Below are 23571 nucleotides of genomic sequence, written 5' to 3'. Positions count from 1 at the left end.
GTTAATGTGCTACCATTTCCGGCCTGATTAGCTACTTCCGAACAACATCATGAAATTTCCCGGCAAACGAAAATCCAAACACTACTTCCCGGTGAGCGCGCGCGATCCTTTACTGCAACAGGCTCAGCCTGAAAATGAAACTGGTACTTCCTGGGTCGTCGGGATCGATCAAACGCTGGTGGATATCGAAGCCAAAGTGGATGACGAGTTTGTTCATCGTTACGGTTTGAGTTTCGGCCATTCACTGGTGATTGAAGACGATGTGGCCGAAGCGCTATATCAGGAACTGGTGCAAAAAGATCTGATTACTCACCAGTTTGCTGGCGGCACCATTGGTAATACGATGCACAACTATTCGGTTCTGGCCGATGACCGCTCTGTTCTGCTGGGCGTAATGTGCAGCAATATCGAAATCGGTAGCTACGCCTACCGCTATCTGTGCAATACCTCCAGCCGTACTGACCTCAACTACCTGCAAGGTGTGGACGGCGCGATTGGCCGCTGCTTTACGCTGATTGGCGAGCAGGGTGAACGTACCTTTGCCATTAGTCCGGGTCATATGAATCAGCTACGCGCCGACAGCATTCCTGAAGAGGTGATTGCCGGTGCGTCTGCGCTGGTGTTGACCTCATATTTAGTGCGTTGCAAAGACGGCGAGCCCATGCCGGAAGCGACCATGCAGGCCATCGCTTACGCGAAAAAGTACAATGTACCGGTAGTGCTGACGCTGGGCACCAAATACGTTATTGCCGAAAACCCAGAGTGGTGGCAGGCATTCCTGAAAGAGCATGTCTCGATTCTGGCGATGAACGAAGAAGAAGGGCTGGCACTGACAGGTGAAAACGATCCGCTGCTGGCGGCCGATAAAGCGCTGGATTGGGTCGATTTAGTATTGTGTACCGCGGGGCCGGTCGGGCTGTACATGGCGGCCTTTACTGAAGAATCGGCAAAACGCACCACGCAACATCCGCTGTTGCCAGGAGCGATCGCTGAATTTAACCAGTACGAATTTAGCCGTGCCATGCGCCATAAAGATTGCCAGAACCCGATGCGTATTTTCTCGCACATTGCGCCATACATGGGCGGGCCTGAGAAAATTATGAATACCAATGGCGCGGGTGATGGTGCGCTGGCGGCATTACTGCATGATATTACGGCAAATAATTATCACCGCTCTAACGTGCCAAATTCCAGCAAACATCAGTTTACCTGGCTGACTTATTCGTCTTTGGCGCAGGTGTGCAAATACGCGAACCGTGTGAGTTATCAGGTATTGAACCAGCATTCTCCGCGTCTGACGCGGGGTTTGCCAGAGCGCGAAGATAGTCTCGAAGAGTCTTACTGGGAGCGTTAATCAACGCGTTTTTTGCCCTCACCCTAACCCTCTCCCGCAAGAGAGGGGATAGTCCGGTTTTCCCTTCTCCCGTAAGAGAGGGGATAACCCGTTTTTCCCCTTCTCCCTGTGGGAGAAGGTCGGGATGAGGGCGAAAACTTAACCCGTCACCGTTTCCTGAACCACCGGCTTATCCAACATCCCCATCATCGTATTGGCGATCTCACGCTCGCCCATCACCACCTGATTCGCACCACGCTCGGTGATGTAATCCACCTCATCGTCATAATGGGCGCGGGCAATGATCTCGATATCCGGATATTTCGCGCGCGCTGTCGCGACAATCTCACCGGCCTCGTAACCGTTCGGAATCGTCAACAACAACCAGCGAGCACAATCAAGATGGGCAAGATTCATGATCTCTTCATTGGCTGCATTTCCGAGTACTGCTCTGATCCCACGCTCGCGCAATTCATCAACCCGGCTACGAGAGGTTTCAATCACCACTAACGGAATACCCTGAGCCATTAACTTCTCGCCCAGTAAACTCCCTACGCGGCCAAAGCCCACCAGCAGCGCGTGATTGCAAATATCCACCGGGATCTGCTTCTCATCCTCGATGGCCTCTTCCAGGGTTTGCTCTTCCAGGGTTTCGGTTTTCGCGAGATAACGCTCAAGTACCGCAAACAAAATGGGATTGAGCATAATCGACAAAATCGCACCGGCCAGCACCAAATTTTGCCCGGTCTGCGGTAACAGATTGAGCGCCATGCCCAGACCCGCAAGGATGAATGCGAACTCACCAATTTGCGCGAGGCTTGTGGCGATGGTTAATGCGGTACGTTGTGAGTGGCCGAACAGGCGCACCAGGAAGAATGCGGCCACAGATTTGCCAAAGATGATGATAGCGACGGTGCCAACTACCGCGAGTGGTTCCTGAATCAGGATCATCGGGTCGAACAACATACCGACTGAGACAAAAAACAGCACTGCGAAAGCGTCGCGTAGCGGCAGTGTGTCATGGGCGGCACGATGGCTGAGCTCAGACTCATTGAGCACCATCCCGGCGAAGAACGCACCCAACGCAAATGACACATCAAACAATTCGACCGCACCAAAGGCGATGCCAAGCGCCAGGGCGAGAACAGCCAGCGTAAACAGCTCGCGTGAACCGGTAGCCGCGCTCCGCGCCAGGATCCAGGGGACCAGTCGGCGGCCTACAATCAGCATAATCGCGATGAATGCTACAACTTTGCCGATGGTCAGCCCCATGTCCAGCGCCAGAGTCGCAAAACCGACGTCGCCTTTTTCCATCATACCCGCAACAGCAGGCAGCAGAACCAGCGTTAATACCATCACCAGATCTTCAACAATCAACCAGCCAATCGCGATTTGCCCGCGCTGGCTGTCAATTAATTGCCGTTCTTCAAGCGCACGCAGCAATACGACGGTACTGGCGGTAGAAAGACACAGGCCGAACACGATACCGGTCATCAGTGACCAGCCCATCAGCGATGAAAGCGCCATTCCCAGCAGCGTCGCCACACCAATCTGGGCGATAGCTCCTGGGATGGCGATAGCCTTTACCGCCATCAAATCCTTTAAGGAGAAATGCAGACCGACGCCAAACATCAGCAGGATCACACCCAACTCAGCAAGTTCTGGAGCAAGCTTCGTATCCGCGACAAAACCTGGCGTAAAAGGGCCAGCTAATACCCCAGCTAACAAATAGCCCACCAACGGTGATATGCGCAGTTTGTTAGCAAGCATACCGAGTAAAAAGGCCAGTACGAGGCCTCCGACAATGGTGGTGATAAGCGGGGTGGCGTGGTGCATTCCGTCTCCTTGCGTAAGTGTTCAAATCCAAAAAGCTATTTTTAGTTTATGACAATTTTTCCATCAATGTAGATGTAAAATCAGCGAATATTGGATATAAGGCGCATTTAGACAAAAAGCAGTGCCTGATGGGAGTTTTATACGCTTAATTTAAGAAAGGTCTGGAGAACTGTGGCGGGAATGATGGGCCAGAGCGTCTCTCTGGCCCTTATAACTATGACTTATGTCGATTGTCAGGCAGGAATATGGTCAGTATCCCAAGAAGTGGCAGGAAAGCACATATTTTATAGACTAACTCGATACTTGTATGGTCGGCTACCAGGCCGAGTACCGCAGCACCCAAACCGCCCATACCAAAGGCAAAACCGAAGAACAGCCCGGAAACCATACCGATGCGTCCTGGCATCAACTCTTGCGCATAAACCAGAATGGCTGAAAATGCCGAGGCGAGGATAAAACCGATAATAACCGTCAGGATCCCCGTCCAGTACAGCGAAACATACGGCAGGAAAAGGGTGAATGGCGCGACGCCGAGGATTGAACCCCAGATAACATATTTACGGCCAATCTTGTCGCCGACCGGCCCACCAATCACCGTACCCGCTGCCACCGCAAACAAGAAGGCAAACAGATGGAACTGGGCGTTCTGCACCGACAAACCGAATTTGTGCATCAGGTAGAAGGTGTAATAGCTGCTGATGCTCGCCATATAAAAATACTTGGAGAAAATCAGCACCAGCAAAACGGTCACCGCCTGAATCACTTTTTTGCGCGGCAGCGGGTTAACCACCGGCGCGGCGGTTTTACCTTTAGCCATGCGATGTTGCGCGGCATACCAGCGGCTAATCTGCAACAATACAATAATCGCCAACAGGGCTGCCAGCACAAACCAGCCGACATTACCTTTGCCGTATGGGGCAATGATCAGCGCAGCCAGCAACGGGCCGAGTGAGCTACCAAAATTACCGCCAACCTGGAACAGCGACTGCGCAAGGCCATGACGACCACCGGATGCCATACGCGCCACCCTGGACGATTCCGGGTGGAATACCGAAGAACCTGTGCCCACGAGCGCTGCCGCCAGTAGCACCATCGGGAAACTACCGGCCAATGCCAGAATCACTAAGCCGCAAAGTGTGAAGCACATACCAATCGGCAATGACCATGGCATCGGGTATTTGTCGGTGTAGTATCCTACTACCGGCTGAAGCAGTGATGATGTGACCTGGAAGGTCAGCGTTATCATCCCAATCTGGACAAAACTCAGCGAGAACTCACTCTGTAAAAGCGGGTAGAGGGCCAGAATGAGCGACTGAATCATATCGTTGAGCAAATGAGAAAGGCTGATTGCTCCAAGAATTCCGAACGCAGTGCGCGCCTTTTTAGGCTCCGTCGCTGCGAGAGTTTGTTCCGAGATTGCCATAAGTACCTGTAATAGATTTGATTATTATATTTTAGAACGGCTCACGGGAGGAACCGTAGAATATCGTTACCCTGCTAACATACCTTCTGAAAAGTTCCGAAGAAAGTCACAATCGTGAAAAGTTATTTGTCTATGCTAGTAGCTGTCTGCTATTGGTGCGGAAGTATTTATTGAATATGGAGATTTGCGATGAAGTTCGTAGTGAAAGGGGTGGCCACAGCATTGCTGATGGCAGTTAGCCTAACCAGCGCGTCTGCACTGGCGTGGGAAAAAGATAAAACCTATAACATCACCATTCTGCACACCAACGATCACCATGGTCATTTTTGGCGTAATGAACACGCGGAATACGGGCTGGCTGCGCAAAAAACTCTGGTCGATAGCATTCGTAAAGAGGTGGCAGAGCAGGGTGGCAGCGTACTGCTCCTGTCTGGTGGTGATATCAACACCGGTGTTCCTGAATCTGACTTGCAGGATGCAGAACCTGATTTCCGTGGCATGAACCTGATTGGCTACGATGCGATGGCTATCGGCAACCATGAATTTGACAACCCGCTCTCTGTTTTACGCCAGCAAGAAAAGTGGGCCAAATTCCCGCTGCTGTCGGCCAATATTTACCAGAAAAGCACCGGCGAGCGTCTGTTTAAACCGTGGGCTATCTTCAAGCCGCAGGGTATTAAAATCGCGGTTATCGGTTTAACCACGGACGACACGGCGAAAATTGGCAATCCGGAAAACTTCGTCGACATCGAATTTCGTAAACCGGCGGATGAAGCGAAACTGGTGATTCAGGAGCTGCAATCGACTGAAAAACCAGACGTCTTGATCGCGGCAACGCATATGGGCCACTACGATAATGGTCAACATGGTTCTAACGCGCCAGGCGATGTGGAAATGGCTCGCAGTTTGCCGGCTGGTGCGCTGACGATGATTGTGGGTGGACACTCGCAAAACCCAGTTTGTATGGCTGCCGAGAATAAAAAGCAGGTTGATTACGTACCCGGCACACCTTGTGCACCGGATCAGCAAAACGGGATCTGGATTGTTCAGGCTCACGAATGGGGCAAATACGTTGGCCGTGCTGATTTCGAGTTCCGTAATGGCGAAATGAAACTGGTGCATTACCAGCTAATCCCGATCAACCTGAAGAAAAAGATAACCTACGATAACGGTGAAAGTGAGCGCGTACTCTACACGCCGCAGATCCCTGAAAACCAGCAGATGCTCTCACTGCTGACGCCATTCCAGAATAAAGGTCAGGCACAGCTGAATGTTAAAGTTGGCAGTGTTAACGGCCACATGGAAGGCGATCGCAGTAAAGTGCGTTTTGTGCAAACTAACCTTGCGCACCTGTTGCTTGCGGCACAAATGGCGCGCACCAGTGCAGACTTTGCCGTCATGAGCGGTGGTGGTATCCGTGATTCTATTGAAGCCGGAGACATCACTTATAAAGACGTGCTGAAAGTGCAGCCATTTGGGAATACCGTCACGTATATCGATATGACGGGCAAAGATGTGGTCGAGTATCTGAGCGCGGTTGCGCAGAAGAAACCTGACTCTGGCGCGTATCCGCAGTTCTCAAATGTCAGCTTTGTGGCAACAGCCGCAGGCCTGCAAGATTTGAAAATCAAAGGTGAGCCCGTAGATCCCGCAAAAACTTACCGTATGGCGACATTGAACTTTAACGCTTCCGGTGGCGATGGATATCCAGAAATCGACAAAAAACCGGGCTATGTGAATACCGGTTTTGTGGATGCGGAAGTGCTGAAACAGTACATCGAGCAAAATTCTCCACTTGATGTGAATGCTTACGAGCCGAAGGGGGAAGTGAGCTGGCAGTAAGAGCATTTCCCCTCACCCTAACCCTCTCCCAAAGGGAGAGGGAACTGACTGTGTTCTCACTGGCCTGGTTTTCTCCCTGAAGACGTTCACTGACCAGTTTTTCTCCCTCTCCTGGGGGAGAGGGCCGGGGTGAGGGCTATTTCAACGGCAACAAAATATCCGTCTGCTGCGCATGTTCCGGGTGATTTTGATCCAGTTCCAGGTAGCGGAAATAGACCGGAAAATCGCGTAACTCCTCACCGCTTTGCGGCAACCACTGACGGTAAAGATAGTAAACGCTATCGCTGATGCGCTCGTAGGCACCGACATGCCGAACCACTGCACAACGGCCACCGGGCAAGGTTTTACAGATAACACCCTGCGGATTTTCTGGAACCTGGCCTTTGGCTTCTTTGCTTAACTCCCCGCAAACATCGAAACGAAACTCTTCACCCGGAGTTGTCGCCGGGTCGCTGTACGGCACACCGTAAGTCCCATGCGTAATGTAGTCTGAAAGCCCTGACGCTTTACGCCACTCAATAAACGTCGCAACCGTATTATTGACCCGCATCGGGTCACCAAGATGTTCCAGCACTGCCACCTTCATCGGTTCGACGGTAATAATTTTCACATCCATATTTTCAAGCCTCTGCTGATTTTCCCTTCCGGGAAATTGAAAATGTACATGCCAGTCAACCCAGACAGGATCTTTGCGAAACTCGCTGGGCGTCAGGCCGAAGGTATTTTTGAAGGCTCGGGAAAATGATTCAGGATTTTCAAATCCGGCATCAAGGGCAATGTTAATGACTCTTTCTTGTGGGTCGTTTACCAGCCGGAAAGAGGCCCTTTTTAACCGCATTAGCGTGATGTAACGACTAATGCTGATTCCACAGAATTGACTGAATTGCCGATGAAAGTGAAAACGCGAAAAACAGGCGACTTCGCTGAGTTGCTCGACGGTTAGCGCGCTGTCCAGATGCTGTTCGATATAGGCAAAAACTTGCTCAAAACGCCGGGCATAAAGTTGATGTCTTTCGCTATTCATTATTCCTCCCTCAAGGCGTTTACTTTGCCGGTATCAGATGGTGCAGTCCTGACTGATATTGCTCTTTATTTAGGGTATGGGAGGATTACCTGGTAAGTGCGTCAATCGCGGCGGGCAATCTCTGCAAAGGTCGCATTCAGCAGTTTTGCGAGATCAGCGGCGGCCAGTTCAATATCCAGCCCGCGCTTGCCTCCTGAAACATAGATAGAAGGAAAATTCTGCGCGGGGGCGTCGATGACTGTCGGCAGGCGTTTCTTTTGCCCCAGCGGACTAATGCCGCCAACCAGATAACCGGTGATGCGCTGTGCCACCATCGGGTCGGCCATATCCACTTTCTTGGCACCCAGTGCTTTAGCCACTTTCTTTAAATCCAACTGTCCGGAAACAGGCGTAACGGCTACCGCAAGTTGCTTCATATCACCGTTGATGGAAACCAGTAACGTTTTGTAGACTTGATCGGAATTCAAACCCAGCTTTCGGACGACTTCGTCACCAAAATTTGTCTCACTGGGATCGTGGTCGTAAGCATGTAATTGAAATGAAATGCGGTTTTTTTCGAGAAGTTTTACTGCTGGTGTCATATAACCTTCCTGGTGGCTTTGTCTTAAAAGCGCACGATCTAGTAAACAACGTGATATGTTTTATAAAAATTATATTGAGACTTAATAGTGATAGCGTTAATCGTCACATTGAGCGACAATTCCATTTCTGGCCATTAAATTGGTTAGAAGAACAACAATAATATACAAATTCCTCTTTGACGGGCCAATAGCGATATTGGCCGTTTTTTTATCTCTCGCCACCGTTCTGCCACTCGTATTATTGCGGGTATCACTTCAATAGCTCGGGTAAATTTCCCTTTCCATACAAATGCAATGCGCCAACGGCAACGACATAGCGCCCGGCGGGCAATTGTTGCAGGAAATGCTGCCACGCAAGATTACGCTGATGCATCAGTACATCGTAGAGTTCGTCGCCAAACGTGTTCGGCAATTCCACATTCCCACGCTGTGGCGGTGCTTCCAGCCACCAACTGATCATCTTTTGCAGCAGGCGAGCATTCGTGTGCCAGTGCGTTAGCGTGTCGGTTAACAGCGGCATACCGCCATCGGGCAAACGGGTGAGGATATCAATTTGATGCTGCGCACCTTCCAGCTCAATAACGGGAACCGCCATCGCTTTTGCCGCTTCCAGTAACTGAAAATCAATCCCGTAATTGGCACGCAAACCGAGGCGCTGCGCCTGGTGAGCTTGTAGCACCAGGGCTATTTGCCAGGCCGGTTGGTTATCAATTTGGCTCAACGGGATTCCCAACTCCTCGATGAGCGACATCACCTGTGCCCAGTTTTCGGCAGACAGGCGCTGCTCTAGCGGCAGGTCATCGGGAATATCGGGGAAGGGGGAACCGCTCTCAGTGATGTCAGCCTCAACAATCAGCGCGTCGGCATCCTTGAGTTTGTTAATCAACTTCTCGGACAGCGGCGCCATGTCGCATGTGCCCATATGAATACTGCCGAGTAGGTGCAGCGAGCGGTTACCTGGAAGTGTGATATCAAGCGCGGGCCAGGGATAAGTCGCTGCAGTGAAGCGTGAGAAAAGCGTGCTAATTCTTTGCAACAGACCCATATAGCTCTGTTCCTGGATAAATAGATGGCTAAAAAGTCATGCTACCGCTGCAATGCGTTGGGCGCAAATTTCCCCACTCCTGGTGGAGTGGGGAAGCCAGGTCAGTCTTTCGGTTTAAAGCGCAACAAACGGTTGGCGTTGCTGACCACGGTAATGGATGACAGCGCCATTGCTGCTCCGGCAACCACCGGGTTGAGTAACGTGCCGGTCAATGGATACAAAATCCCGGCGGCAATTGGGATCCCCAGGGTGTTATAGACAAACGCCCCTAACAGGTTCTGCTTCATGTTGCGAAGCGTGGCTTTGGATATTGCCAGCGCGTCAGCAACCCCAACCAGACTGTGGCGCATTAAGGTAATGGCGGCGGTTTCGATAGCAACATCACTCCCACCGCCCATCGCAATCCCTACCTCAGCCTGCGCTAAAGCTGGCGCATCGTTGATACCATCGCCGACCATCGCGACTTGTCGACCTTGTTGTTGCAGCTTTTTAATCGCATCCGCTTTGCCGTCCGGCAGAACACCTGCAATCACTTCGTCAATACCGGCTTCTTTCGCAATCGCGTTAGCCGTTGTTGGGTTATCCCCGGTCAACATCACCAGGCGATAACCGTTACGGTGCAAGCGTTGCAACGCGCTAACGCTGTCGGCGCGCAGGGGATCGCGGATGGCAAATAATGCGACCAGTTTGCCATCTACCGCCAGCAGAACCGGTGTTGCGCCACGGCTGGCCTGAGCTTCAATTTCTGCCGCCATCTGGGCGGTATCCACATTTTGCTCATCCATCAGCGCTTTGTTGCCGAGCAACAACTGATGCCCTTCGGTTTCACCGCTGACACCCAGCCCACGCAAGGTGCGGAAGGCATTCACTTGGGGCAGTTCTACACCGTCTGTTTTATCAAGAATCGCGCGTGCCAGCGGGTGGCTTGAGCCTTGTTCCAGTGCGCCTGCCAGCCTCAACGTATCATCCTCAGACCAGGTGTTGTCGGTTATGACCGCGACCACTTGCGGTTTGCCCTCGGTTAGCGTCCCGGTCTTATCAAAGACGATAGTATCGAGCGTACTGGCGCGTTGCAGCGCGTCGGCATCACGGACTAAAACACCAAACTCAGCGGCACGGCCCACGCCAGAAATAATCGACATCGGCGTTGCCAGGCCCAGCGCACAAGGGCAGGCAATAATCAGCACGGTAGTCGCAATGACCAACGTATAAACGATTTGTGGAGCCGGGCCGAAGAAGTACCAGATTGCGGCGCTAAACAACGCAATGAGCACGACGACGGGAACAAATACCGCCGAGATTTTATCGGCAAGCTGGCCGATTTCCGGCTTACTGCTCTGCGCCTGGCGCACCATACGGATAATACGTGAAAGCGTGGTGTGGCTACCTGTTGCGGTAGCGCGGAACAGCACGCTACCATCTTGCACCACGGTCCCTGCGTGAATCGGCTCATCAGTTGATTTTTGTTGCGGCACCGGCTCGCCGGTCAGCATCGCTTCGTCAAACCAGGCTTCGCCTTGGGTGATTTCACCATCGACCGGCACGCGGTCACCGGTCGTCAATCGCAGTACCATCCCAGCGGTCACTTCAGCCAGCGGGACACTTTTCTCACCTTCCTCAGTGACCACTCGTGCGGTAGGCGGCGTTAAATCCAGCAGGCGTTCCAGCGCTTTAGAAGAACGTTGGCGGGCACGTTGCTCCAACATATGTCCGAGGTTAATCAGACCGATAATCATCGCACTGGCTTCGTAATAAAGATGGCGTGCTTCCATCGGGAAGTGCTGCGGCCAAATGTTGACGGTAATGGAGTAGATCCATGCGGCCCCGGTACCCAATGCGACCAGCGTATCCATGGTGGCGGTTTTGTTGAGCAAGCTACGCCAGGCACTGCGATAGAAATGTCCACCGGCAAACACCATGACGCCTAGCGTGACAATGCCGATAGCCAGCCACAACGAACGGTTGTCGTCGGTAACCATCATATTGTCACCGAACATTCCCCACACCATCACGGGAATACCGACGGCCAGCGCCAGAATCGCCTGCCAGCGGAAACGTTTAACGGCAGCGTTGGCGGTTTCTTGCTGACGTTCACGGCGTTTCGCATCATCTTCAATGGCTTCAGCGCCGTAACCTACGCTTTCAACGGCTTTAACTAATGATTCGGCGGAGGCAGAGCCCATAATCAGGGCGCTGCGCTCGGCAAGGTTTACCCGCGCCATGCTGACACCAGGGACGTTTTGTAACGCACTCTGTACCCGGGTCACGCAACTGGCGCAGCTCATCCCGTTGATCAACAACTGTTGGCTATCGTCGTCATCTTCGGTGGCTGTCGGAAGCGAGGTGGATGCCGCTGTCAGTGCTTCCGACGGGATTGATGACTCTGCCAGCGGATCAGCCTTTGGGTGGCTAGCCTCCGTCGCGTCGTATCCGGCTTGTTTCACGGTATTGATTAATTCGTCAACGGAAGCCGTGCCCGTTACGCTGGCGTGAGTTTGCGTCACCTCGGCCTGTTCAACGTCAGGCCGTTGTTCCAGGCTTTCCTTAACGCGTTTAACGCAATGGCCACAAGTCAGGCCATCAAGGTTGAGATCGATTATATGAGACATCATCAGACTCCTTGTATCCCCATTGTCTTTCAAATTGCAGATGCGTTGGCTACGTTCACTCACCCGAATCACTGACTTTAGTCAGCTCATCGGGGTTCGCTCGCTTGCCGCCTTCCTGCAATCCGAAATCCCTCGGGTATATAATTGGATTATTGAATTTTACTCGTCGAAGTTTTTTTCATGACTTACTATAAAGCTTAAACCTTCCAGTCAGGGGAAGGTCAAGGGGGAAAAGTGAATATTAGCGATGTTGCCAAAAAGACCGGTTTAACCAGCAAAGCGATTCGTTTTTATGAAGAGAAGGGGTTGGTGACCGTGCCGAACCGTGGCGAAAACGGCTACCGGACTTACACGCAAAAGCATCTTGATGAGCTGACATTACTGCGCCAGGCGCGCCAGGTCGGGTTTAATCTTGAAGAGTGCGGGGAACTGGTTAACTTGTTCAATGATCCGGCGCGCCACAGTGCGGATGTAAAAGCGCGCACTTTGCAGAAAGTCGCGGATATTGAGAAACACATCGGTGAATTGCAGGCGATGCGTCAGCAATTGCTCGCGCTTGCCGAATCATGCCCAGGTGATGACAGCGCGGATTGCCCCATCATCGATAATCTTGCGGGATGTTGCCACCGCCAATAATGGTGGTGAATGTCGCTCGCTAATCCACCCTGCAATGGTTTTCGTCGGCCGGATTAGCGTGGCGACATTCTACAATACACGCGCTAAACGGCCTGTATTTTCAACGTGATGCCTTCAACAGCTACCACCACAACTTCAGTGCCTGCGGCTAAATCACTCTCGGCCATCACCGGCCATGAACTATCGGCTACGCGCACATGGCCTCGGCCATTCACCAGGGTAGTCTCCAGACGCAAGTGCCTGCCAATGAGTTGATGACCGCGCTGATTGAGCGCTTCCCCCGGCTCTTGCTGCTTACGTGTAGACAGCCAGCGCCACCACAAAAATGCAGCAACCAGCGTGAGAATGGAAAAGCAAACGCCTTGCCATTCCCAACCCAGTGGCACAACCCATACCAGCAAACCGGTCAGCACTGCTGCAACGCCGCTCCACAGCAGATAACCGCTGGCGCCGAGCATTTCAGCGGCCAGAAGCAGGCCACCCAGCGTCAGCCAGAAGATATGAGCGTGAGCAAACAGCAGGGTTATCATTTTTTACGCTCGTTACCGCTTTGCGCGATAAGTTCGCTAATACCGGCAATCGACCCCATCAGGCTGGTGGCATCCAGCGGCATTAACACCACTTTGCTGTTATTGGATGAGCCAATGTGCTGCAACGCGTCGGTGTATTTCTGGGCAACGAAGTAGTTAATCGCCTGAATATCCCCTTTGGCGATAGCTTCGGACACCATTTGCGTCGCACGTGCTTCCGCTTCAGCACTACGTTCACGAGCTTCCGCTTGCAGGAAAGCAGACTGGCGTTCACCTTCAGCCTTCAGGATTTTCGACTGCTTATCCCCTTCGGCTTTAACAATTTCAGCCTGGCGGATCCCTTCGGCTTCCAGAATGTATGCACGTTTAGTACGCTCGGCTTTCATCTGAGCATTCATCGCGTCAATCAGTTCAGCCGGTGGGCGCACATCACGGATCTCGATACGGGTGATTTTGATACCCCATGGATTTGTCGCTTCATCCACGATATGCAGCAGGCGCGTATTGATGTTGTCACGCTGCGATAGCATTTCATCAAGCTCCATAGAACCCAGCACCGTACGAATGTTGGTCATGGTGAGGTTAATGATGGCGAGTTCAAGATTACTGACTTCATAGGCCGCACGCGGCGCGTCAACAACCTGAATAAAGCACACGGCATCGATGGCGACGTTGGCGTTATCTTTAGAGATGACTTCCTGGGAAGGGATGTCCAGCACTTGCTCCATCATATTGATTTTGCGGCCAATGCGGTCCATGAACGGCACCACAAGGCTTAAGCCTGGCATCAGAGTGTTGGTGTAACGACCGAAGCGCTCCACTGTCCATTGGTAGCCTTGCGGCACGATTTTTACCCCGGCGCCGACGATAATCAGCGCGACGAGGATCAGTACAGGAATGACGATTAACATCAAAAAAACCTCCATTGTTATTTTGATGTAAGTCTAACGCTTAACGCGGAAATTTTCTGCGACTTCCATGTCCTGAATAAGCTTTTTGAATTATTTGAATTAATAGAGCAACGAATAAATTTGGCGGCGATATTTAGATGCCAGTGCGTCACCTGTTCCGAGGGCGGCAAGGATTTCCATCATCATTTTGCGCACTTGACCATCTGCTGCACCGAGGTCTTTTTTCATATGGGTATACAGCAGTTCCAGCGCTTCTTCATTGCGCCCGACCTGATGCAGTTGCAGCGCCAGTTGGCTGGCTAACAGTGCATTTTCAGGATCTTGCTCAACCTGTTGTTGCAGCAATTGGATCTCGGGGGTATCAGCCGCTTGCTTTAGCAGCTCAATCTGCGCGACCAGCCCTTGATAACGGCTATCCTGGTCTTGTAATGGAATGGTTTTAAGCACCGCTTCAGCGTCTTCGCAACGCGTCAGTGCGATTTGCACTTCCGCCAGCATCAGGCCAATTTCGCTGTTTTGGTTAGACAATTGCCACGCATCTTTGAGCAACGGCAACGCTTCAGCGTGTTTGCCTTCTTGCATCAGTAGCATGGCTTCTTGCGCTTTCAACTCTTCTTCACGCGGCAGCACTTTTTCCAGCAGGGCGCGAATCGCTTCTTCTGGTTGCGGCCCCTGGAAACCGTCTACCGGTTGGCCATTCTGGAACAAGTACACGGTAGGAATGCTGCGCAAACCAAACTGTGATGCGACCATTTGCTCGGCATCGCAGTCCACTTTGGCAAGCAGAAACTGCCCCTGATACTGTGCGGCAAGTTTGTCCAGAACCGGCGTGAGTTGCTCGCAATGTTGGCTGCGCGCCGACCAGAAGTAAAACAGCACCGGCGTAGTAACGGATTGTTCTAGCGTCTGGTGCAGGTTCGCTTCGGTGATATCGATATTGTACTGTGCAGACATGAGTCACTCTCTTTTCAAGATTTGTTTTTTACATGGGGGTTGGCGGCGGGTGCTTCAACTAACCACGTAAAATTTTATCTAACATGCGACCCGGTAACAGACGACGCAACCATGTTAAAGCATGGGCAACTAACGTGACCGGATAGCGTAATTTTGGATTCGGGCTCTCAAAAGCATGGCGCACTTTTACCACCACTGCTTCTGGGCCAAGCGTAAAGCGTGCGGCGATCCCCGGATTTTCTACCGGATGGTCGGATTGCGTCTGGTTTACGTTTTGCGAAAACTGCGTACGAATGGGGCCAGGCTCAATCAAACTGACTTTAATATCGCTGTGATGCAGTTCCATGCGTAGCGCATCAGACCAGGCTTCCAGCGCATATTTGCTGGCAGCATAGGCTCCACGACCCGGCGTGGAAACCAGTCCCATGACCGAACTGGTCATCACGATTCGCCCTTCACGATGCGGGAGCATCGCCGGAAGCAACAGCATCGTCAGTTGATGGGTGCCAAATAAATTGGTCGAAAATTGCTGCTCAAGCTGTTCTCGCGAAAGCGTTTGTAGCGGCCCATAAACGCCATATCCGCCATTATTAAACAGCCCGTACAGGCGATTACCCGTAAGTTCGATAACCTCTGCTGCCGCTGCTTGCACGCTTTCAGGGGAGTCGAGATCGAGCAATACTCCGGTAAATCCGGCCTGATTCATGCGTTCGACATCTTCGTTCTTGCGGCAGGCGGCCAGAACGCGGTAACCCTGTTGTTTTAAATCTTGTGCGCAGGCAAGACCAATACCGCTGGAACAACCTGTAATTAAAACTGATTTTTGCATAACTTTACCCGCGCGAAGCTCCGATTGGTTATGAGTCGTGTTTTACTAAAGGTGCCAGACGGGAGGACATCCAGTCGGCGATAAACGGTTGTGCGTCGCTATTGGGATGTATGCCGTCATCCTGCATCCATTGCGGTTTCAAATAGATCTCCTCCATAAAAAATGGCAGTAGAGGTATAGAAAACTCTTTGGCAAGTTGCGGATAAATAGCGCTAAACGCCTCATTATAACGACGACCGTAGTTTGCCGGCAGACGTATTTGCATCAGCAAAGGTTGTGCCTTTGCTGCTTTCACATCGGTGATTATCTGGCGCAGACTTTTTTCGATGGCTTGTGGCTGAAAACCACGCAGTCCATCGTTGCCACCCAGTTCAATTAAGACCCAGCGAGGCTGATGTTGTTTCAGTAGCGCTGGTAGCCGCGCCAGCCCTTGCGGTGCGGTGTCGCCACTAATACTGGCGTTCACAACTTTGGTATTTTGCTGGTGCCATTTCGCATCCAGCAGCGCAGGCCAGGCCGCGGTTGCAGACATTCTGTACCCGGCACTCAGGCTATCACCCAAAATCAGCAGCGTGTCCGCATGTGCGGCGCGAATGGTCAAGAAAGCCAGAAACAGGAAGGGCACATGCCAGCGGAAAACATTGTTGAAGTTCATCATCTTAGTAAGTCCGTGGGTCAGGGGGAACATCAGCTCTCCATCCTTACTGGAGTTGAGCTGGTTGTCAAACCGGCGCAGACCATTGCGTTAATCGGGGAGTCAGGTTCCGGGAAGTCTACACTACTGGCGATACTCGCAGGGTTGGATGATGGCAGCGACGGGGAAGTTCACCTCTGCGGCCAGCCGTTACACACCATGGATGAAGAAGCGCGAGCGGCGCTACGGGCGAAAAACGTCGGTTTTGTGTTCCAGTCATTCATGCTAGTGCCGACGCTCAACGCGCTGGAAAACGTCGAACTCCCGGCGCTACTTCGCGGTGAAAACGACGCCTCCAGCCGTGCGCAGGCCAAAGCCTTGCTCGAACAGCTCGGGCTTGGCAAACGTATGGATCATCTTCCGGCGCAACTTTCGGGCGGTGAACAACAACGTGTGGCGCTGGCTCGCGCGTTTAATGGACGTCCTGGCGTGTTATTTGCCGATGAGCCTACCGGCAATCTCGACCGCCACACCGGTGACCGCATTGCGGATTTACTCTTTTCTCTGAATCGTGATTTCGCCACCACGCTGATCCTCGTGACCCATGATGAACAACTGGCTGCACGCTGCGACCGCCGCCTGCGTCTGCGTGAAGGTAAATTGTGGGAGGAAGCATGATTGCTCGCTGGTTCTGGCGCGAATGGCGCTCGCCATCATTACTGATTGTCTGGTTGGCGTTAAGCCTGGCAGTGGCGTGTGTACTGGCGCTGGGGAATATCAGCGATCGCATGGAACAAGGGCTTAATCAGCAAAGTCGCGATTTTATGGCGGGCGACCGCGCATTGAGAAGCTCGCGTGAAGTGCCGCAAGAATGGCTGGATCAAGCAAAAAAAGAGGGGCTGAAAGTTGGTAAGCAACTGACCTTTGCCACCATGACGTTTGCTGGAGACACGCCTCAACTGGCGTCGGTAAAGGCGGTAGATGAGATCTATCCGATGTATGGCCAGCTCGACACCAACCCGCCGGGTTTGAAGCCTGAGCCGGGAAGTGTGTTGCTGGCACCGCGTTTAATGGCTCTGTTGAATCTCAATGTCGGGGATTCGCTGGATGTGGGTGACACTACGTTACGTATTGCTGGAGAGGTTATTCAGGAACCCGATTCCGGTTTTAACCCGTTCCAGATGGCACCGCGCCTAATGATGAACCTGGCTGATGTGGAAAAAACCGGAGCGATACAACCGGGTAGCCGCATCACCTGGCGCTACAAATTTGGCGGTACGGCGCAGCAGCTCGATAAGTTTGAAAACTATCTGCTGCCGAAGCTGAAGCCTGAACAACGCTGGTACGGCATGGAGCAAGATGACGGCGCGCTCGGGAAATCCCTCGAAAGGTCGCAACAATTCTTGCTGCTGTCTGCGCTTCTGACGCTGCTGCTGGCTGTCGCCGCCGTTGCTGTGGCGATGAACCATTATTGCCGCAGCCGTTACGATTTAGTGGCTATCCTGAAAACCCTTGGCGCCGGGCGTGCCGCACTGCGTAAATTGATTATCGGCCAATGGCTGATGGTGCTGGCACTCGCCGCGGTAGCCGGTGGTGCAGCGGGGCTGGTGTTTGAGGCGGTGTTAATGCGCTTGCTGAAGCCTGTTTTACCTGCGGCACTTCCGCCTGCAAGCTTGTGGCCATGGGTTTGGGCAATCGGTTCGATGGTCGTGATTTCGCTGTTGGTGGGTCTGCGCCCTTATCGATTATTACTGGCAACGCAACCGCTAAGGGTTTTACGCCGTGACGCGGTAGCAAATGTCTGGCCTTTGAAAATCTATCTGCCGATTATTACGCTAGTCGTGGTGGCGCTGTTAGCCCTGCTGATGGGCGGAAGCACACTGCTGTGGGCGGTACTGGCAGGAACGGTCGTGCTGGCGGCGTTGTGCGGCATTGTTGGCTGGGGCGTGTTGAAACTGCTGAAAAAGCTGACGCTGAAAAACCTCGCGCTGCGTCTGGCTGTGAACCGACTGCTGCGCCAGCCGTGGGCAACGTTAAGCCAGCTCGCGGCGTTCTCGCTGTCGTTTATGCTATTGGCCTTATTGTTGGTGCTGCGTGGCGATTTGCTCGACCGCTGGCAGCAACAATTACCACCAGAAAGCCCGAACTATTTCCTGCTAAACATTGCCACGGAACAAGTTCAGCCGGTGAAGGAGTTTTTGGCTGAGCACCAGATTATCCCGGAATCGTTCTACCCGATTGTGCGCGTGCGCATGACGGCGATAAACGGAAAATCGACGGAAGGGAATCCAGATGAAGCGCTCAATCGAGAACTGAATCTGACGTGGCAAAGCCAAAAGCCGGCGCATAACCCAATACTCGCGGGCTCCTGGCCGCCGAAAGCGGGTGAAGTGTCGATGGATGAAGGTGTCGCGAAACGGCTGAAAATAGGACTGGGTGATACCGTCACGTTTATGGGTGATACCCAGGATTTCTCCGCCAAAGTCACCAGCTTGCGTAAAGTCGACTGGGAAAGCCTGCGCCCTAACTTCTACTTTATCTTCCCGCCGGGCGCGCTTGATAACCAGCCACAAAGTTGGTTAACCAGTTTCCGCTGGGAAGGGAAGAACGGCATGTTGACGCAGCTTAACCGTGAATTCCCAACGGTCAGCTTGCTGGATATTGGCGCGATTTTGCGCCAGGTCGGGCAGGTGCTGGAGCAGGTCAGTCGAGCGCTGGAAGTGATGGTGGTGTTGGTGACGGCATGTGGTGTCTTGCTGTTGCTGGCCCAGGTTCAGGTCGGCATGCGTCAACGCCATCAGGAACTTGTGGTTTATCGCACGTTGGGAGCTGGAAAGCGCCTGCTGCGCACGACATTGTGGTGCGAGTTTGCGGTGCTGGGCCTGGTGTCCGGGCTGGTTGCTGCCATCGGTACTGAAACCGCGCTTGGGCTGCTGCAAACTCGGGTGTTTGATTTCCCGTGGGAACCTGACTGGCGGCTGTGGGTTATTCTGCCTGTGAGCGGCGCGGTATTGCTTTCGCTCTGCGGTGGTTGGTTAGGTGTGCGCCTGTTGAAAGGCAAAGCGCTATTCCGTCAGTTTGTTGGCTGACAACGACATGGGCTGGCGTTGTGTTAAACACCAGCCCATCCACTGATTAAGTCGCGTCACGCAGCCAGGCTTCCACCTGCTGGTAGTTGCCGCGAAACACAATGTTGTCCGCTTTTTTGCTGAGCTGATAACGATACATCGGGTCGTAATACTCTTCGAGCAGTGGCGAAAGCCAGGCGAGATGCCCTTCAACAGAACCCGTTTTACGTTGCAGCACCAGCGCGTCTTCCAGTCGTGCGGTGAACTGTGCAAAACGCTCCATTCCAAGACGGCGGCGAATGGCAAACAAGCCATGATGCAGATACTCGCCGTAGTTTTGCCAGGCGGTATCTTCGTCGTGTACCGACAAAAACGCTTCGCTCATTTGCTGGAAATATTCGGTTTTTAAACGCGCTAAACGCTGCTCAAATGGTTCATCAATCACCACAATTGGAGAGCGTAACATCTGTTCCCTGAAGCATTCCGGGATATGGCGCGAACCAATCATCCGGCCTTCATCTTCAACAACCCATCTTTTTTGCGAGCCGTCACTTTTCTTAAGTAGCGTCACCGCCAGGTTATTTTCAAAGTTGGTCTGCGAGGGTTGTTCGACAATGGTGCGGCCAAATGACGAACCGCGATGATGAGCCAGCCCTTCAAGATCGACGCCTGTCGGCAGTGAACGGATTAGAATCGTTTTACCGCCGCCTGTATTACCGCTGACCAGCACCATAGGCCAACGTGAGCGAGACTCAATCACATCCATCGCATAGTGGCGCAGCGCCTTATAACCGCCTTCGACCAGCGGATAGTCGACACCCGCTTCACGCAGCCATTGCTGAACCAGATGGGAGCGCAGGCCGCCTCTGGCGCAGCACAGATACCCCTGCGGATTTTGGCGACAAAGTTCGAGCCACTTCTGCAAACGGGCCTCACGAATTTCACCCTGAACCAGACTGTGACCTAACTCAATCGCTGCTTGTTGCCCACGCTGTTTGTAGCACGTACCCACTTGCGCACGCTCATCATCTGACATCAGCGGCAAATTCAGCGCGGCAGGCATGGCCCCCTGGGTGAATTCAACCGGCGCCCGCACGTCGATAAGCGGAATATCTGCGCGCAGCAGATGTTCATAATTTTGGGTGTTGGGACGAGCGTTTTCCATGGTTAAACCTTGAGGCCAGAAACGCCGTGGATTGTGCGCCTTGAAACAAAGAAAAGAAAGTTATGGGGGGAATGAATTCCAGGGCGGATAAGCGCAAGCGCCATCCGCCGCGATGACTAACTATATGGAGAGTTTACTCTGCGCCCAGGAAATCCCACTTGCGTATTCCGCAGGTAATAGTGGCACCAGCGCTTCAAGCGACGCGCCAAGTCTGCCGATATCGCTGTCATTGAGATTGAGATGGCCCACTTTTCGACCTTCACGCACTTCTTTGTCGTACCAATGCAAATGCACTAACGGCAGTTTTAGCCAGTCGTAATTCAGGTCTGTGCCGATGAGGTTAACCATCACAGACGGTGAATTGACAACAGGTTGTGGCAGCGGCAGATCTACGATGGCGCGCAGATGCAATTCAAACTGACTGATGGATGCGCCGTTTTGCGTCCAGTGCCCGCTGTTGTGCACACGCGGGGCGAGTTCGTTAATCAACAAACCGGCTGGCGTGATAAAGCACTCCATCGCCATGACGCCAACATAGTTCAGCTCGTGCAAAATGGCCGACAGCATCGCTTCTGCTTGCTGCTGTTGCTCGATATTGACCTGTGGGAAAACCACGCTGGTGCGCAGAATGCCGTCCTGATGCAGGTTATGCGTCAGCGGGTAAAATACGGTGGTGCCGTCATGTCCACGAGCACCCACGAGAGAAACTTCACCCGAGAAATTAATACCTTGCTCGACGATACATTCGCCGTAGCAATCATCGGGTAACTGGTCGGTTTCCTGGCTGCGCAAACGCCACTGTCCACGCCCGTCGTATCCACCGACGCGGCGTTTCACAATCGCCAGTTCGCCCAAGTTCTGGAATACATCGGCCCATTGGTCGCGGCTGGAAAGCAATTGCCACGGCGCGGTTGCCAGTTCGAGCTTATCGAACAACTGCTTTTGCGTCAGGCGGTCGGCGATTATCGGGAACACATCGCGGTTTACAAAAGCGTTGTGGCGAGCCAGTTCGCGGGTGAGGGCGGTTTCAGGCCAGCGCTCAATTTCAGCGGTAATCACGCTTTGTGCAAACGGAACGGCTTCGGGTTCGGCATCTAAGCCAACCGGATAAACTGCGATACCCAGCGGTTCGCCCGCCTGGCGTAACATCCTGCCTAATTGACCGTTACCCAGCACGCAAACCCGTTTCATGCTTCACCCCGTGGGTCTGGGTTTTCCAGCACTTCGTCGGTTTGGCTTTGACGCCAGTTTTGCAGGCGTTGATTGAGTGCCTGGTCGTGCAGCGCCAGGATTTGGGCGGCCAGCAGAGCGGCATTGGCGGCACCCGCTTTACCGATAGCCAACGTCCCGACCGGAATACCACGCGGCATTTGAACAATGGAATAGAGACTGTCGACGCCGCTTAATGCAGCACTTTGGACTGGCACACCCAGCACGGGAACCAGGGTTTTTGCCGCGATCATGCCCGGTAAATGTGCCGCACCGCCTGCGCCCGCAATAATCACCTGATAACCGTTGCCGCTTGCCTGTTCGGCAAAGCTGAAAAGTTTATCGGGAGTGCGGTGAGCGGAAACCACTTCAACGTGGTGTGGGACATCAAGGGTGGTGAGGATTTCTGCGGCAAACTGCATGGTGGCCCAGTCACTTTTGGAACCCATGACAATGGCGATACGCGCCGGGGTCTGGTTGGAGGACATGCGTCTCAAAACTCCTGTGGGTATGCAAACATCACCGAACGTGGCTCGAACGGTCAGAAGGGTTCAGAGAATAGCATGAACATAGAGCAAGGAAAACGGTTGCGTAGCTGTGAATGCAGCAAAAATGGAGGGTTTTGTTTAGAAATCGAAAGGAATTAATTCCACATCTTCGGCGGTCACTTTAATCATCGACCCTTGCGCATGCCAGGCACCTAAAACGCAGCGAAATGCGGGTTTGCCGTTAGCCGTTAGCGGGTGAATTTCAGGGCGATGAGTATGGCCGTGGATCATCCACTGCACCTGGTGACGGGTAAGGGCATCAACAACGGCGTGTGGATTCACATCCATAATCGTCATCGATTTACTGCTGTTGGACGCTTTGCTGTTAGCACGCATTTTGGCGGCGACGCGTTTGCGAATAAACAGCGGCAGGGCGAGAAACAGACATTGCAGCCAGGGCTGGTGGACTTTCTTGCGGAAGGCCTGATAACCGTGGTCATCGGTACAAAGTGTATCGCCGTGTAGCAATAACATATTGCGACCGTATAAATTGACAACCTGTTCTTCGGGTAACAATGTCATTCCGCTCAAGCGTGCAAAACGTTTACCGAGCAGGAAATCGCGGTTGCCATGAATAAAGAAGCAGGGCACACCGGAATCAACCAGGTCTTTGATAGCAAGAGCAATTTGGCGGTGCAAAGGTTCAGGGTCGTCATCACCAATCCAGGCTTCAAACAGATCGCCAAGGATATAGAGTGCGTCAGCTTCCCGCGCCGAGCCCGCCAGAAAACGCAGAAAACCGGCGGTAATCGCCGGTTCTTCTGAACACAGATGCAAATCTGCGATAAAAAGCGTCATCGCCATGGGGCGAATTATTCGCTTACGGTTACGCTAGTGATAACCACGTCTTCTTTAGGAACGTCCTGGTGCATACCGCTGCGACCGGTGGACACGCCTTTGATTTTCTCAACGACGTCCATACCTTCAACGACTTCAGCAAATACGCAGTAACCCCAACCTTGCATGCTTTCGCTGCTGAAGTTCAGGAAATCGTTATCAGCTACGTTAATGAAGAACTGAGCTGTTGCAGAGTGTGGAGCCTGAGTACGAGCCATTGCCAGCGTGCCTTTGGTGTTTTTCAGGCCGTTGTTCGCTTCATTCTGAATGGTGTCTTTGGTCTCTTTCTGCTTCATACCCGGTTCAAAACCGCCGCCCTGGATCATAAAACCATTGATCACACGGTGGAAAATGGTGTTGTCGTAGAAACCTTCGCGGCAGTATTCGAGGAAGTTTTTAACAGTAATCGGCGCTTTATCATCAAAAGTTTTGATTACGATATCGCCGTGATTAGTATGAAAAGTAACCATGCTGTGTATCCTATATTAGTCAGACAGTGTTCAGGCAGACGGTGCCGTGACACAAGGTGGTTGTTATAGCATAACTGCGTCCCGTAC

21 protein-coding genes are annotated in these 23571 nt (G+C 52.7%); 5 read left to right on the top strand and 16 right to left on the bottom strand.

Going from position 1 to position 23571, the window contains the following annotated elements; translation table 11 throughout:
• Positions 1–49: 49 nt before the first annotated feature.
• The gene (locus tag RHD99_RS18620) at positions 50–1354 is read left to right on the top strand and encodes an inosine/guanosine kinase (protein ID WP_183271277.1); all 1305 of its coding nucleotides are present in this window, start codon (positions 50–52) and stop codon (positions 1352–1354) included.
• A 138-nt stretch (positions 1355–1492) separates the two neighbouring features.
• On the opposite strand, the gene ybaL is transcribed toward RHD99_RS18620, so the two are convergent.
• The gene (ybaL, locus tag RHD99_RS18615; protein ID WP_183271276.1) at positions 1493–3169 is read right to left on the bottom strand and encodes a YbaL family putative K(+) efflux transporter; all 1677 of its coding nucleotides are present in this window, start codon (positions 3167–3169) and stop codon (positions 1493–1495) included.
• A 214-nt stretch (positions 3170–3383) separates the two neighbouring features.
• Positions 3384–4592 (bottom strand): MFS transporter, encoded by a 1209-nt coding sequence (locus RHD99_RS18610; protein ID WP_183271275.1) that lies wholly within the window; start codon positions 4590–4592, stop codon positions 3384–3386.
• Positions 4593–4781: 189 nt separating this feature from the next.
• On the opposite strand from RHD99_RS18610, the gene ushA reads away from it, so the two are divergent.
• Positions 4782–6434, top strand: coding sequence for a bifunctional UDP-sugar hydrolase/5'-nucleotidase UshA (gene ushA, locus RHD99_RS18605; RefSeq protein ID WP_270140120.1), 1653 nt, complete (start codon positions 4782–4784; stop codon positions 6432–6434).
• 136 nt (positions 6435–6570) lie between these two features.
• Here ushA and RHD99_RS18600 read toward each other — a convergent pair whose 3' ends face one another.
• The 4 genes from RHD99_RS18600 to copA form a co-directional block, all read right to left on the bottom strand.
• Positions 6571–7458: an AraC family transcriptional regulator gene (locus tag RHD99_RS18600; protein ID WP_309875830.1), complete on the bottom strand. Its 888-nt coding sequence runs from the start codon at positions 7456–7458 to the stop codon at positions 6571–6573.
• 101 nt (positions 7459–7559) lie between these two features.
• Positions 7560–8039, bottom strand: a complete 480-nt coding sequence (ybaK, locus tag RHD99_RS18595) for a Cys-tRNA(Pro)/Cys-tRNA(Cys) deacylase YbaK (protein ID WP_309875828.1) — start codon at positions 8037–8039, stop codon at positions 7560–7562.
• A gap of 250 nt (positions 8040–8289) precedes the next feature.
• Positions 8290–9084, bottom strand: coding sequence for a TraB/GumN family protein (locus RHD99_RS18590; protein WP_309875826.1), 795 nt, complete (start codon positions 9082–9084; stop codon positions 8290–8292).
• Between the two features lie 101 nt (positions 9085–9185).
• Positions 9186–11693: a copper-exporting P-type ATPase CopA gene (gene copA / locus RHD99_RS18585; protein WP_309879212.1), complete on the bottom strand. Its 2508-nt coding sequence runs from the start codon at positions 11691–11693 to the stop codon at positions 9186–9188.
• Positions 11694–11927: 234 nt separating this feature from the next.
• On the opposite strand from copA, the gene cueR reads away from it, so the two are divergent.
• Entirely contained in the window at positions 11928–12329 is a 402-nt protein-coding gene (gene cueR, locus RHD99_RS18580; RefSeq protein ID WP_309875824.1) for a Cu(I)-responsive transcriptional regulator, read from the top strand.
• A gap of 83 nt (positions 12330–12412) precedes the next feature.
• Here cueR and RHD99_RS18575 read toward each other — a convergent pair whose 3' ends face one another.
• From RHD99_RS18575 to tesA, 5 genes are all read right to left on the bottom strand, one after another.
• Entirely contained in the window at positions 12413–12859 is a 447-nt protein-coding gene (locus tag RHD99_RS18575) for an NfeD family protein (protein ID WP_309875822.1), read from the bottom strand.
• The gene (locus RHD99_RS18570; RefSeq protein WP_270140108.1) at positions 12856–13770 is read right to left on the bottom strand and encodes an SPFH domain-containing protein; all 915 of its coding nucleotides are present in this window, start codon (positions 13768–13770) and stop codon (positions 12856–12858) included. The genes RHD99_RS18575 and RHD99_RS18570 overlap by 4 nt, the downstream gene beginning before the upstream one ends.
• 99 nt (positions 13771–13869) lie before the next feature.
• The gene (locus RHD99_RS18565) at positions 13870–14724 is read right to left on the bottom strand and encodes a co-chaperone YbbN (RefSeq protein WP_309875820.1); all 855 of its coding nucleotides are present in this window, start codon (positions 14722–14724) and stop codon (positions 13870–13872) included.
• Positions 14725–14782: 58 nt separating this feature from the next.
• Positions 14783–15553, bottom strand: a complete 771-nt coding sequence (locus tag RHD99_RS18560; protein ID WP_309875818.1) for an SDR family oxidoreductase — start codon at positions 15551–15553, stop codon at positions 14783–14785.
• 28 nt (positions 15554–15581) lie between these two features.
• Positions 15582–16208, bottom strand: a complete 627-nt coding sequence (gene tesA, locus RHD99_RS18555) for a multifunctional acyl-CoA thioesterase I/protease I/lysophospholipase L1 (RefSeq protein ID WP_510183668.1) — start codon at positions 16206–16208, stop codon at positions 15582–15584.
• On the opposite strand from tesA, the gene ybbA reads away from it, so the two are divergent.
• Both ybbA and ybbP read left to right on the top strand, forming a co-directional pair.
• Positions 16179–16865: a putative ABC transporter ATP-binding protein YbbA gene (ybbA, locus tag RHD99_RS18550; protein WP_183271264.1), complete on the top strand. Its 687-nt coding sequence runs from the start codon at positions 16179–16181 to the stop codon at positions 16863–16865. The two genes, tesA and ybbA, sit on opposite strands and share 30 nt — an antisense overlap.
• Positions 16862–19276, top strand: coding sequence for a putative ABC transporter permease subunit YbbP (gene ybbP / locus RHD99_RS18545; RefSeq protein ID WP_309875816.1), 2415 nt, complete (start codon positions 16862–16864; stop codon positions 19274–19276). Before ybbA ends, ybbP begins: the two co-directional genes overlap by 4 nt.
• A gap of 46 nt (positions 19277–19322) precedes the next feature.
• Here the strand turns inward: ybbP and mnmH are convergent, their stop codons facing one another.
• The 5 genes from mnmH to ppiB all read right to left on the bottom strand — a co-directional run bounded on the left by mnmH (position 19323) and on the right by ppiB (position 23484).
• Positions 19323–20420: a tRNA 2-selenouridine(34) synthase MnmH gene (gene mnmH, locus RHD99_RS18540; RefSeq protein WP_309875815.1), complete on the bottom strand. Its 1098-nt coding sequence runs from the start codon at positions 20418–20420 to the stop codon at positions 19323–19325.
• Positions 20421–20540: 120 nt separating this feature from the next.
• Positions 20541–21611, bottom strand: coding sequence for a 5-(carboxyamino)imidazole ribonucleotide synthase (gene purK, locus RHD99_RS18535; RefSeq protein WP_309875813.1), 1071 nt, complete (start codon positions 21609–21611; stop codon positions 20541–20543).
• Positions 21608–22117 (bottom strand): 5-(carboxyamino)imidazole ribonucleotide mutase, encoded by a 510-nt coding sequence (purE, locus tag RHD99_RS18530; RefSeq protein ID WP_183271260.1) that lies wholly within the window; start codon positions 22115–22117, stop codon positions 21608–21610. The genes purK and purE overlap by 4 nt, the downstream gene beginning before the upstream one ends.
• A 138-nt stretch (positions 22118–22255) precedes the next feature.
• On the bottom strand, positions 22256–22975 hold the full coding sequence (gene lpxH, locus RHD99_RS18525) for a UDP-2,3-diacylglucosamine diphosphatase (protein WP_309879211.1): 720 nt from the start codon (positions 22973–22975) through the stop codon (positions 22256–22258).
• Positions 22976–22989: 14 nt separating this feature from the next.
• A complete protein-coding gene (gene ppiB / locus RHD99_RS18520; protein WP_309875811.1) occupies positions 22990–23484 on the bottom strand; it encodes a peptidylprolyl isomerase B in 495 nt (164 codons plus the stop codon).
• Positions 23485–23571 lie beyond the last annotated feature (87 nt).

The organism is Buttiauxella selenatireducens (assembly GCF_031432975.1).
In the GTDB taxonomy this organism is placed as follows: domain Bacteria; phylum Pseudomonadota; class Gammaproteobacteria; order Enterobacterales; family Enterobacteriaceae; genus Buttiauxella; species Buttiauxella selenatireducens.
This window is presented reverse-complemented; position numbering and strand designations above follow the sequence as displayed.